Source organism: Burkholderia sp. Ax-1720 (genome assembly GCF_011753035.1).
GTDB lineage: Bacteria > Pseudomonadota > Gammaproteobacteria > Burkholderiales > Burkholderiaceae > Burkholderia > Burkholderia gladioli.
Window position 1 is genome coordinate 1 of record NZ_VWWK01000200.1, and the last position, 11,818, is coordinate 11,818.

The 11,818-nt window shown below is 68.0% G+C and carries 9 protein-coding genes and 1 pseudogene; 4 read left to right on the forward strand and 6 right to left on the reverse strand.

The window, feature by feature from the left end; genetic code table 11:
- The 6 genes from ribD to F3J18_RS32060 form a co-directional block, all read right to left on the reverse strand.
- The coding region (gene ribD / locus F3J18_RS32035; RefSeq protein WP_166916125.1) for a bifunctional diaminohydroxyphosphoribosylaminopyrimidine deaminase/5-amino-6-(5-phosphoribosylamino)uracil reductase RibD at positions 1 to 758 on the reverse strand (758 nt) is incomplete at its 3' end.
- 65 nt (positions 759 to 823) lie between these two features.
- Positions 824 to 1,807 (reverse strand): SUMF1/EgtB/PvdO family nonheme iron enzyme, encoded by a 984-nt coding sequence (locus tag F3J18_RS32040; RefSeq protein ID WP_025100562.1) that lies wholly within the window; start codon positions 1,805 to 1,807, stop codon positions 824 to 826.
- A gap of 119 nt (positions 1,808 to 1,926) precedes the next feature.
- Complete coding sequence (locus F3J18_RS32045) at positions 1,927 to 3,618, reverse strand: WD40 repeat domain-containing protein (RefSeq protein ID WP_025100563.1); 1,692 nt, start codon at positions 3,616 to 3,618, stop codon at positions 1,927 to 1,929.
- Positions 3,615 to 4,253, reverse strand: a complete 639-nt coding sequence (ribA, locus tag F3J18_RS32050; RefSeq protein WP_166916119.1) for a GTP cyclohydrolase II — start codon at positions 4,251 to 4,253, stop codon at positions 3,615 to 3,617. Before ribA ends, F3J18_RS32045 begins: the two co-directional genes overlap by 4 nt.
- A gap of 121 nt (positions 4,254 to 4,374) precedes the next feature.
- Positions 4,375 to 5,127 (reverse strand): class I SAM-dependent methyltransferase, encoded by a 753-nt coding sequence (locus F3J18_RS32055; RefSeq protein WP_341772810.1) that lies wholly within the window; start codon positions 5,125 to 5,127, stop codon positions 4,375 to 4,377.
- Between the two features lie 570 nt (positions 5,128 to 5,697).
- Entirely contained in the window at positions 5,698 to 6,603 is a 906-nt protein-coding gene (locus F3J18_RS32060) for a LysR family transcriptional regulator (protein WP_025100566.1), read from the reverse strand.
- A gap of 95 nt (positions 6,604 to 6,698) precedes the next feature.
- Between F3J18_RS32060 and F3J18_RS32065 the strand changes: the two genes are divergently transcribed.
- From F3J18_RS32065 to F3J18_RS32080, 4 genes and pseudogenes are all read left to right on the forward strand, one after another.
- Positions 6,699 to 7,280 carry a DMT family transporter gene (locus F3J18_RS32065; RefSeq protein WP_025100567.1) on the forward strand — a complete coding sequence of 194 codons (582 nt, stop codon included), beginning with the start codon at positions 6,699 to 6,701 and terminating at the stop codon, positions 7,278 to 7,280.
- 39 nt (positions 7,281 to 7,319) lie between these two features.
- Positions 7,320 to 8,459, forward strand: a complete 1,140-nt coding sequence (locus tag F3J18_RS32070) for an efflux RND transporter periplasmic adaptor subunit (RefSeq protein WP_166916121.1) — start codon at positions 7,320 to 7,322, stop codon at positions 8,457 to 8,459.
- Entirely contained in the window at positions 8,456 to 11,548 is a 3,093-nt protein-coding gene (locus F3J18_RS32075; RefSeq protein WP_166916123.1) for an efflux RND transporter permease subunit, read from the forward strand. Before F3J18_RS32070 ends, F3J18_RS32075 begins: the two co-directional genes overlap by 4 nt.
- A 65-nt stretch (positions 11,549 to 11,613) precedes the next feature.
- Positions 11,614 to 11,818, forward strand: a pseudogene (locus tag F3J18_RS32080) (multidrug transporter); the annotation flags it as partial.

Sequence of the window (11,818 nt, forward strand, 5' to 3'; positions counted from 1 at the left end):
AGCGCATCGGCACGCGCGCGCGCCGACGCATCGAGTTCGCCGCAGAATACCAGCGGCGGCGTGCCGGCCATCAGCCGCGCCTCGTGCGGCAGGTCGAGCCGGCCGTCGATCAGCACGCGCCGCGGCTGGCGCGGCGTGTCGATGCCGCGCACGTTCAGTTGCGGATCGTCGCCGCGCACCGTGCCGATGCCGGTCAGGATCGAGCAGGCCCGCGCGCGCCAGGCATGGCCGTCGGCACGCGCGGCGGCGCCGGTGATCCACTGGCTCGCGCCGTCGGGCAGCGCGCTGCGGCCGTCGAGCGAGGCGGCCATCTTCATGCGCACCCAGGGCCGAGCGCGCGTCATGCGCGACACGAAGCCGATATTGAGCTCGCGCGCCTCATCCTCGAGCACGCCGCCGCGCACCTCGATGCCGGCCTCGCGCAGCATCGCGTAACCACGCCCCGATACCTGTGGGTTGGGGTCTTCCATCGCCGCCACCACGGTGGCGATGCCCGCCTCGACCAGCCCCTTCGCGCAGGGCGGCGTGCGGCCGTAATGGCTGCACGGTTCGAGCGTCACGTAGGCGGTCGCGCCGCGCAGCTCATGGCCGCGAGCGAGCGCATCCTTCATCGCGCGCACCTCGGCGTGGTCGTGGCCGGCCGGCTGGGTGTAGCCCTCGCCGATCAGGATCCCCTGCTTGACGATCACGCAGCCGACCCGCGGATTCGGCGTGGTCGTATACAGCCCCCGCGCCGCCAGCTCCAGCGCCCTGGCCATCCAGGCGCGATCGAGCGCCTCGCGCGAGGCATCGTCGTGGACCTCGATACTGCGCAGCGCGCCGTTCATCGCAGCGTCTCCGCGAGCCGGAAGCCCATCGCGTAGATGTCGCGCTGATAGCGTCCGTGGCGGCGCGCGCAGCGCGCCAGGTCGCCGAAGCGCGTGAAGCTGCCGCCGCGCGCGACGCGATAGGCGCCCTGGGTCAGGGCGAGATCATCGTCGATCGCATCGCCGCCGGGATAGGCGCGGTAGTCGTCGGCAACGTATTCCTCGACATTGCCGCCCAGGTCGTCGATGCCGAACACGCTGCGGCCGGCCGGAAAGATGCCGACCGGGGTGGTACTCAGCGGGCCCGCCTCGACCGTGTTCGCGGCGGCCGGATCGAACGCGTCGCCCCAGGGATATTCGCGCGCCGCGCCGCCGGCCGCCGCGTATTCCCATTCGGCCTCGCTCGGCAGCCGGAACGCGCGCCCGGTCTTCTGCGCGAGCCAGCGCGCATAGTGGTCGGCCGCCTCGGCCGACACCGACCACACCGGATGATTCGAGCGTTCGGCCGGATAGACGCCGAAGGCCCAGGAACTCGGCAGCTCGGTCGAGCCGGTGTCCTCGAGGAACAGGCGGTATTCGAGGTTGCTGACCGGATAGCGCATCAGCGCATAGGAGGCCAGCTCGACGGTGTGGGCCGGGCACTCCTTCGCTATCCACGGCTCGATCACGCCGACCCGCTCCCACTCGGCCAGCACGCGCCCGAGCTCGGCGGGATCGAGGCCGATCCTCGCCCGCGCCGCCTCGATGCGCCGCATCACCGGCTCGAGCGGACGAATGCGCGGATCGCCGAGCAGGCCGAGCAAGGCGCCCGCCGCATGACGGCGCGCGAACGGCTGGGCGGGATCCTCGACGATCTCGACCAGGCAGGGCGCGCCGGCGCCGAGCAGGTCCTCGTGGCCGGCGAGCAGCGCGGCCGGCGTGCGCGCGACGAAGGTTTCGGGCAGGCCCATTGCCTCGCGATCGGTGAGGCGGTTCGGATTGTCAGCCAACGTGATGGTCATGGTCGGTAGCAGTCGATTGCAGGATCGGATGGGCAAATCGCGCGCGGCGCGGCAGCCGTCGCGCGCTCGGACGAAAGGCCGGCCGGCGGCCGCCGCAGCGGGCGCCGGCCGGGCCGGCTTCAGCGCGGGATCGCCGGCACGCGGTAGACCTGGCCGTCGTAGGAGCTGGCGAGGAAATGCCGCGACAGGGGATCGAAGCTCAGCGAGGACACGCCCGCCGTGCTCACGCGCGCATCGAAGCTCCAGCGGCGCTCGACGCGGTCGTAGATCGCCACGCGCCCGTAGTAGCTGCCGGTGGCGATGTAACGACCGTCGCCGCTCGCGCTCACGCACTTGATCGAATGCGTGTGCGGCGTGTCGATCAGCTCGACTTGCTGGTCGGGCGACCAGATCCGCAGCTTGAGATCGCGGCTGATCGAGGCGAAGTAGCCCTCGCCGAGGCCGGCGCAGCCATTGGCGATCTTGTCGTGCGCATCGGGCAGTGTGGCGACGATCTCCAGCGTCGAGCAGCGCACCCAGGTCGCCGAGGCATCGGCCGCCACCGAGAACAGCAGGTCGCCCGAGCGCGCCACGCCCTTCACCGCGTTCGGATGCAGCGGCAGGTCGCGCACGTGCCGCACCTTGTCGCCCTCGATGCGCAGCACGATGCCCTCGCCGGTATAGGCGCCGACGATCGCATGCGTCACCCCCTCGTGCTCGAAGCTGGCCGCGCAGTTGAGCGGCGAGCGGTGCTGGTAGAGCTCGCGCCCGCTGCGCGCGTCGAACAGCTTGCCGAGCTGGCCGCCCGTCAACACCACGTCACCCGCCACCGTCAGGAAGTTGCAGAGGCTGTGCGTGTTCGCGTGCTCCACGCCGTCGACACGCACCACGCCCGCGTCGCCGATGGTCCAGACCTTGCCGTCGATCGCGATCGCCGCGTTGGCGCCATGGGTCGGCGCGATCTCGCTGCTGTCCCAGCGCGAAAGCTTCCAGTTGTAGCGGCGGTAGGTGGAATGGAAGGTCGAGAACACGATGTGGTCGTCGCCCTCGAACGAGCAGGAGCGCGGCCAGACCTCGGGCGGCAGTTGCGTGCCGCCGCTGGCCTCGGGCATGCCCGCGCCGACCTTCCACAGCCGCATGGTGCGGTCGTAGGACAGCGACACCAGCAGGCCGCGCCGGCCGTCGAGCACCAGGCGCTTCACGCCGGCATCGTGCGCCTTGAGCGTGGCGCGCCGATCGCCGTCGATCATGATGATCTCGCCTTCGTCGTTGCCGGCGAAGATGCGGCTGTCCGGGGCGATCACGATGGTGTCGGTCTCGATGCCGTTCAGGTCGACGTCGCCGACCAGGCCGCCGGTGGCGAGCGACCAGCGCTTGATGGTGCCGTCGTCGCTCGACGAGACCAGCTCGTCGGCATCGCTCATCCACTCGACCGAGATCACGTCGGCGGCATGCCCCGCGAAGGTCTGCACCAGCCGGCCGGAGAAGTCATAGACGCGCACGCGATGGTCGCGCGAAGCGGTCGCCACCAGCGGCTTGGACGGATGGAACACGCTCATCTCGACGTCGTCCTCCTGGTCGGCGAACACCGCGACCAGGCGCAGGTTCGGCACGGTCCACAGACGCGCGGTGTAGTCGGACGAGGAGGTCACCACGTAGTCGCCGTTCGGCGAGAACGCGCCCTGGTTGGCGAGATGGTCGTGCATCGCGCGCGCCAGCGGCTGCTGCGTCTTCGCGTCCCACAGGATCACCTGGTTGTCGTAGCCGGCCGTCAGCACGTATTGGTCGCGATGGGCGGCGATGCCGCTGATCGGGCTGCGATGGGCAATCATTGCATTTCTCCGTTGAGCTTGATGGCATGCCGGTGCTGGGTCGCCTTCGCATGCAGGTAGCCGAAGTTGACGCTGTTGGCGAACACGCCGGTCGACTTCACCTGGCGCACCTTGATGCCGTGATCGGTCAGTTGCGCGGTCTTGTCGGGGTTGTTGGTGACCAGCGAGACCTCGCCGACGCCGAGCGCCGTGAGCATCTGGGCCGCCACGCGGAAGTCGCGCAGGTCGTCGGGGAAGTTGAGCGCGCGATTGGCCGCGAAGGTGTCGAGCCCCTGCGAGATCTGCAGGCGATACGCGTCGAGCTTGTTGTAGAGCCCGATGCCGCGCCCTTCCTGGCGCAGGTAGAGCAGGATGCCGCTGCGCTCGCCGAACAGCGCGACCGACTCGTCGAGCTGCTCGCCGCAATCGCAGCGCGCGGAGCCGAACACGTCGCCCGTCAGGCATTCGGAATGCAGGCGTACCAGCGGCGCCTCGCCGATCTTGCCGAACACCAGCGCGATATGCTCGGCGCCGTCGCAAAGACCGTTGAAGGTCACCATCTCGGTTTCAAATGCCGTCGCGCTCGAACGCGGACGAATCGGCACCTTGATGCGTGTGCGGATGCTCACGCCGGAATGATCATCGGATTGATTCATGGCTCGGCCTCTCAGGTTCAGGAGATGCGCGCGCATCGGCAGAGACGCTAGCGGGCTGCCATGCCTTGCCGATTTGCGCAGAGTCTGGACGAATGGGGCGGATCGGTCCGCCTCTGGAATATCAGGGCTTGCAAACCAGGCCGGTCTGCAGGCAGTTGTTCTGGAACACGTCCCAGAAACCAGGCGGGTGGGTGGCGATGTCGTCGGCACCGAGCAGCGGCTTTTGCCATTCGAAGTGGCTAAAACCCGCCTCGGCGATCGCGCTTTCGTAATCGGCGCGGCTCCAGCGGTAGAAGCTGAACGGGCTGGGCGGCTCGGTGACGAACTCGGCATCGTGGCGATGGCCGGGTCCCCAGGGGCGCTCGTTGAGCACGTTCACGCCGTATTTCGCGAAATTGCCCTTGGCCAGCGAGAAATCGGGATCGACGGTATAGGCCACCAGCTTGCCGTCCGGCTTCAGGCTCGCGCGCACCACCTTGAACATCTTGCGCAGGTTCTCGACCGAATCCGCGTAATTGAAGAGCCAGGCGGCATTGACCAGGTCGAATTGCCCGAGCGGCTCCATGTTCGCCACGTCGCGCACGTGGAATTCGAGCGGATCGCCGTATTTGCGCGATTCCTCGCGGGCCAGGTCGATCATCTTCTCGGAGATATCCACGCCGACCACGCCGGCCGCGCCGCGCCGGTAGATTTCGCGCCCGAAAAAACCGAATCCGCAAGCCAGATCCAGCACCGACTTGCCGGAAACATCACCAATCATGTGGAAAATCGTGCGGACCTCGATGGCCCGCTGCGCGGCGGATTGCGTGAAATCCTCAAACAATCCGCCAATCGAATCGTATCGAGCTGTCGTACTCATTCGTAACCTTTCCATATCAACGGAATCACTATCGATGGGTCAATCGGCTGCCTATCCAGATTTATCGATATTCGCCTCCTCCTTATCGAGCAGATTCATGATTCGGCATGTACGCCATGAATAAGCATGACAAAATGCCGCTGCATTCCCTCGAAATGGTTTGGAATTTGACTTAATTCATTCAATGAAAGCGGATTGTATCTAAGCGAATCGGTCCCATGAAATTCTTTGGATGCATCGCCATCATTCATTTCGAGAATTTTTTACAGCCTGTCACACTTTCACTATTCGTCAGACGGATTTGCTGAATCAGATTCACGGGTGCATGCACGCATCGGCATGAGATACCGGATCGAGGCATCGCAAGTCGCCCATTCGCGATATCAATTCGTCTTATTTTTTACTTTCACGCGAAATGCATAACAAAAAGCATGCAGCGCAAATATCCGATTCAGAATCCGAAATAATTCGGAAATGAAAAAATCCCGTGCAATACCTCGCACGGGATCGGCAATTCAATTCGGAACAGGAAAGCGGACGCGGCGGAAAATCCGGGAAAAATCGCCTGGAGCGGCGAGCCGGGAATCAGCGGTCGCGCACCACCCGCGCGATCACCTGGCGCAGCCAGCTGTGGGCGGGGTCGCCCTGCCGGCGCTGATGCCACATCTGCTGGAACTCGAAGGACTCCACCGGAAACGGCGGGTCGAACACGCACAGCCGCGTGTCGGCGCGCACCGCGTCGAGGTTGCGCCGCGCCACCGTCAGCACCAGGTCGGTATCGACGATCAGCTCGTTGGCCACGCCCCAGTGCGGCAGGATCACCGCGATGCGGCGCTCGGCGCGCAGTTGCGCGAGCGCGCGGTCGATCTCGTTGTCGGTGCCGGCGCGCATCGCCACCAGCGCATGCGGGCGCGCCAGCCAGGCCTCCAGGTCGAGCATGCGCGAGGCCGGCATGCTGGCCGCGTCGGCCAGGCAGGCGAAGGTCTCGACGAACAGCGTCTCGGTGTGCAGCTCGGTGGACGGCGGCGGGAACACGCCGAGCGCGAGGTCGACCTCGCCGTCCATCACCTGCATGCGCATCGCCTCGCGGGTCGCCTGGCTGACCACCAGCTCGATGCCCGGCGCGGTCGCGCGCAGCATGCGCACCAGCCTGGGCAGCACGATGCGCGCGCCGTAGTCGGACATCGACACGCGAAACACCCGCTGCGCCTGCGAGGGATCGAATTCGGGCGGCTCGAGCAGGGCGCCTAGCTGGTCCAGCGCATCCGACAGCGGCTGCATCAGCTCGCTGGCGCGCGAGGTCAGCTCCAGGCCGCCGCCGCGCCGCACCAGCAGCGGGTCGTCGAAGATGTCGCGCAGATGCGCCAGCGCATGGCTGATCGCGGGCTGGCTCTTGTGCAGGCGCATGGCGGTGCGGGAGATGTGTTTCTCCGTCATCAAGGCCTGCAGGGTCACCAGCAGGTTGAGGTCGATCCGCTTTAGATTATTCATGATTTGAATTACCGGGATAATTACTACGAATTTTCATTCAGATTATTAATATAAGAGAATCGGCCCGAACACAACCACCGCGTGATGAACGAACGATGCCGACCTCTCTTTCGCTCTCGACCGCCACCCTCGCCTGCGCTGCCCTGGTGGCCGGCGCCCTGGTGCCGCTGCAGGCGGGCAGCAACGCCGCGCTGGGCCGCGCGCTCGGCCATCCGCTGTGGGCCACCGTCGCCTCCCTGCTGGTGAGCCTGCTGTGCGTGCTGCCCGCGCTGTTCGTGATGCACGCGCATGCGCCGCTGCTCGGCCGCGCCACGCAACTGCCGGTGTGGATCTGGTTCGGCGGCATCGCCGGCGTGATCTACATCACCTCGGCCCTGGTGCTGACGCCGCGCCTGGGCGCGACCACCTTCATCGTCAGCGTGATCGCGGGCCAGATGCTGACCTCGCTGCTGATCGACAACTACGGGCTGATGGGGCTGCCCGTGAAGCCCGCCAATCCCGGGCGAGTGGCCGGCGTGCTGCTGATCTTCGCCGGCATGCTGCTGGTGCAGTGGTTCACCCCCGCGCCAGCGCCGCGGCCGGCCGACGGCCAAGCCGGCGCGGGCGCCGGCACCAGCGCCGAGGCCAGCCCTCATGCCGCCCGCGAGATCGAGCCGAGCGCGCATCCCCACACCTGATCCGGCCTGCGGGCCGATTTCCGCGTAGTCGAGACACCCATGAAATCGTCGCAACTGATTCTTGCCGGCACCGCCATGGCGGTGGTGTTCGGCGGCCTGTTCCTGTGGCGCAGCGGCCGCGAGGCGGTCGCCAACGAGGCGCCGCCCCCTTCCCCCCCGATGAGCGTGACGGCCAGCGTGGTGCGCGCCGGCACCGCGCCCTCCACGCTCGACGCGATCGGCACCCTGCTGGCGGTGCGGCAGGTGATGCTCGCGCCCGAGGTGGCGGGCCGCGTCACCGCGATCCACTTCACGCCGGGCAGCCAGGTCCGCCAGGGCGAGCCGCTGGTCCAGCTCTACGACGACCCGGAACGCGCCCAGCTCGCCAGCCTGCAGGCCAGGGCGGTGTTCGCGAAGAGCCAGCTGGCGCGCTCGCGCACGCTCGCGCCGGTCGGCGCCGAGCCGCGCAGCGTGTTCGACCAGCACCAGTTCGACTACCAATCGGCCAGCGCCGACGCGCGCCAGGTCGAGGCGGTGATCCGCCAGAAGCTGGTGCGCGCGCCGTTCGCCGGCGAGATCGGGATCCGCCAGGTCAATCTCGGTCAGTACCTGAACGCGGGCGAGGCCATCGCCACGCTGACCGACCTCGACACGCTCTACGCCAACTTCACCCTGCCGCAGAAGTACCTGGGGCAACTGCGCGCCGGCCAGGCCGTGCACCTGGCAGCCGATGCCTATCCGGGCCGCGATTTCGTCGGCAAGGTCACGGCGATCGAGCCGCGCGTGGGCGACGCCACCCGCAACGTGACGGTGCAGGCCACCCTGGACAACCGCGGCCATCCGCTGCGGCCCGGCATGTACGCGCACGTCACCCTGGAGCTGCCTTCGCGGCCCGACGTGCTGACCGTGCCCGACACGGCGGTGCAGAGCTCGCAGGACGGCGATACCGTCGCGGTGGTCGAGAAGCCGAACACGCAGGGCATCGGCACCGTCGCGTTCCGCAAGGTGCGCACCGGAATCGCCGGCGGCGGGCGCATCGAGGTGCTCGAGGGGCTGCGCGCCGGCGAGGTGGTGCTGACCGCGGGCCAGGTGCGTGTCGCGCCCGGCGCGCGCGTGAAGATCGCCTACGACCGGCACGACGGCGACCAGGCCAGCCTGGCGGCCGGCCCCCGCGACACGGAAACGGAGACGGCGCAATGAACACGCACCGCTCGCAGCCGGCCTTCACCGACATCTTCATCCGCCGCCCGGTGCTGGCCCTGGTGGTCAGCCTGCTGATCCTGCTGGTCGGCCTGCGCGCGCTGATGTCGCTGCCGATCCGCCAGTACCCGACGCTGGAGAGCGCCACCATCAGCGTCGAGACCGACTACCCGGGCGCCTCGCAGGCGCTGATGCAGGGTTTCGTCACCACCCCGATCGCGCAGTCGATCGCGACCGCCGACGGCATCGACTACCTGAGCTCGAGCACCACCCAGGGCAAGAGCGTGATCAAGGCGCGCCTGCGCCTGAACGCCGACTCGAATCGCGCCATGACGGAAATCATGGCCAAGGTGCAGGAGGTCAAGTACAAGCTGCCCGCCGACGCCTACGACTCGATCATCACCAAGCTGACCGACGCGCCGACCGCGGTGATGTACCTCGGTTTCGCGAGCGACACGCTGTCGATCCCCGAGATCACCGACTACATCGTGCGCGTGGCGCAGCCGCTGGTGACCACGGTGCCGGGCGTGGCCTCGGCCGACATCCTCAGCGGCCAGAACCTCGCGATGCGCGTCTGGCTCGATGCCGACCGGCTCGCCGCGCACGGCCTCTCGGCCGGCGACGTGTCGGCCGCGCTGAAGGCCAACAACGTGCAGGCCGCGCCGGGCCAGATCAAGGGCGCGCTGACGCTGGCCGACATCAGCGCCAACACCGACCTGCAGGACGCGCGCGCGTTCGGCGACCTGGTGGTGCGCGCAGCCGACAACGGCTACAGCCTGGTGCGGCTGCGCGACGTGGCCACCGTCGAGATCGGCGGCCAGAACTACGATTCGAGCGCGCTGATGAACGGCCGGCGCGCGGTCTATATCGCCGTCAACGCGACGCCCTCGGGCAACCCGCTGGAGATCGTGCAGGGCATCGACGCGCTGCTGCCGGCGATGGAGCGCAACAAGCCGGCCGGCCTCACCATCGCCGACGGCTTCGACGTGGCCCGCTTCATCCACGCCTCGATCGACGAGGTGCGCACCACGCTGGCCGAGACGGTGGTGATCGTGGTGGTGGTGATCTTCCTGTTCCTCGGCAGCTTCCGCGCGGTGCTGATCCCGATCCTCACGATCCCGCTGTCGCTGGTCGGCACCGCCTTGCTGATGCTGCTGTTCGGTTTCTCGCTGAACATCCTCACCCTGCTGGCGATGGTGCTGGCGATCGGCCTGGTGGTGGACGACGCGATCGTGGTGGTCGAGAACATCCATCGCCATATCGAGGCGGGCGAGCCGCCGGTGCGCGCCGCGCTGATCGGCACGCGCGAGATCGTGATGCCGGTGATCGTGATGACCGGCACCCTGGTGGCGGTCTACGCGCCGATCGGGCTGATGGGCGGGCTGACCGGCTCGCTGTTCAAGGAGTTCGCCTTCACGCTGGCGGGGTCGGTGTTCGTGTCGGGCGTGATCGCGCTGACGCTCTCGCCGATGCTGGGCTCGCTGCTGCTCACCGCGCAGCTCTCCGAAGGACCCATCGTCAAGCGCATCGAGCAGGTGATGGCGCGCCTGACCGGCTGGTACCGGCGCGGCCTGCGCGCCAGCCTCGGCGCGCGGCCGCTGGTGCTGCTGGTGGGCGTGGTGGTGCTGGCCGGCATCGTGCTGCTGTTCTCGGGCGTCAAGCGCGAACTCGCGCCGCCCGAGGACCAGGGCTCGATCATGGCCGTCATGAAGGCGCCGAAGTACGCCAACCTCGACTACATGGAGCGCTACGCGCCCGAACTCGAGCGCGCCTTCCGCGCCTTCCCCGAAGCCGATACCAGCTTCATCCTGAACGGCTACAACGGCAGCAACCTGGGCTTCGCCGGCGTCAACCTGGTGGACTGGTCCAAACGCGAGCGCGGCGCGGCGCAGTTGCAGGGCATCGTGCAGAACGGCGCGAGCGCGATCGAGGGCGAGCAGATCTTCACCTTCCTGCTGCCCTCGCTGCCGGCGTCCGGCGGCGGCCTGCCGGTGCAGATGGTGGTGCGCGCGCCGGCCGATTACCCGCAGCTCTACGAGACGGTCGAGAAGCTCAAGGCCGCCGCGGGCAAGAGCGGGCTGTTCTCGACGGTCGACAGCGACCTCACCTTCGACAGCCGCGCCGTCAGGCTGACGATCGACCATAGCCAGGCCAACGCGCTCGGCGTCACCATGCAGGACATCGCCGATACGCTGGCCGTGCTGGTCGGCGAGAACTACGTGAACCGCTTCAACTTCAAGGGCCGCTCCTACGACGTGATCCCTCAGGTCGCGCGCGGCGAGCGGCTCACGCCCGAGACGCTGGCACGCTACTACGTGAAGACGCGCAGCGGCGCGATGATCCCGCTCTCGACGGTGGTGCGCGTCACCACCGGCAACCAGGCCAGCATGCTGAACCAGTTCAACCAGATGAACGCGGTCACGCTGTCGGCCGTGCCGGCGGCCGGCGTGACGATGGGGCAAGCGGTCGAATTCCTGGCCGCGCAGTCGCTGCCGCACGGTTATTCGATCGACTGGCTCGGCGAATCGCGGCAATACGTGCAGGAAGGCAATCGCCTGACCGTCACCTTCGTGTTCGCGCTGATCGTGATCTTCCTGGTGCTGGCCGCGCAATTCGAGAGCCTGCGCGATCCGCTGGTGATCCTGGTCTCGGTGCCGCTGTCGGTCTGCGGCGCGCTGGTGCCGCTCTACCTCGGTTATGCCACGCTGAACATCTACACGCAGATCGGCCTGGTCACCCTGATCGGCCTGATCACCAAGCACGGCATCCTGATGGTCAGCTTCGCCAACGACCTGCAGCGCGACGAGGGGCTGGACCGGCTCGCCGCGATCGAGCGCGCCGCCGCGGTGCGCCTGCGCCCAATCCTGATGACCACCGCCGCGATGGTGGCCGGCCTGGTGCCGCTGGTGTTCGCCAGCGGCGCCGGCGCGGCGAGCCGCTTCGCGATCGGCATCACCGTCTCGACCGGGATGCTGGTCGGCACGCTGTTCACGCTGTTCGTGCTGCCCACCGTCTACACCTTCCTCGCGCGCAATCACGGCGCCGTGCGCGCCTCCGAACGCGAGCGCCTGCTCGCCACCCAGCATTGAGACGCATCGTGTCCGCCTTCGCTCGCTTCGCCGTCCGCTTTCCCTTCCCCGCCCTGAAACCGTCGATGACGGCCGGCGCGGCGGTCCTGCTGTTCGCAGCCACGGGCTGCACGATGGCGCCGCATTACCAGCGGCCCGCCGCCCCCGTGTCGGGCAGCTTCCCGTCCGACGGCGTCTACGCGACGCAACCGGGCGCGGACGGCGCGCGCAGCGCCAGTGGCCAGGCCGCCGCCGACATCGGCTGGCGCAACTTCTTCGCCGATCCGCGCC

Coding starts and splice junctions, on each gene's coding strand:
- F3J18_RS32040 (WP_025100562.1), bottom strand. CDS start 1,807: ATGACCATCACGTTGGCTGACAATCCGAACCGCCTCACCGATCGCGAG.
- F3J18_RS32045 (WP_025100563.1), bottom strand. CDS start 3,618: ATGATTGCCCATCGCAGCCCGATCAGCGGCATCGCCGCCCATCGCGAC.
- ribA (WP_166916119.1), bottom strand. CDS start 4,253: ATGAATCAATCCGATGATCATTCCGGCGTGAGCATCCGCACACGCATC.
- F3J18_RS32055 (WP_341772810.1), bottom strand. CDS start 5,127: ATGGAAAGGTTACGAATGAGTACGACAGCTCGATACGATTCGATTGGC.
- F3J18_RS32060 (WP_025100566.1), bottom strand. CDS start 6,603: ATGAATAATCTAAAGCGGATCGACCTCAACCTGCTGGTGACCCTGCAG.
- F3J18_RS32065 (WP_025100567.1), top strand. CDS start 6,699: ATGCCGACCTCTCTTTCGCTCTCGACCGCCACCCTCGCCTGCGCTGCC.
- F3J18_RS32070 (WP_166916121.1), top strand. CDS start 7,320: ATGAAATCGTCGCAACTGATTCTTGCCGGCACCGCCATGGCGGTGGTG.
- F3J18_RS32075 (WP_166916123.1), top strand. CDS start 8,456: ATGAACACGCACCGCTCGCAGCCGGCCTTCACCGACATCTTCATCCGC.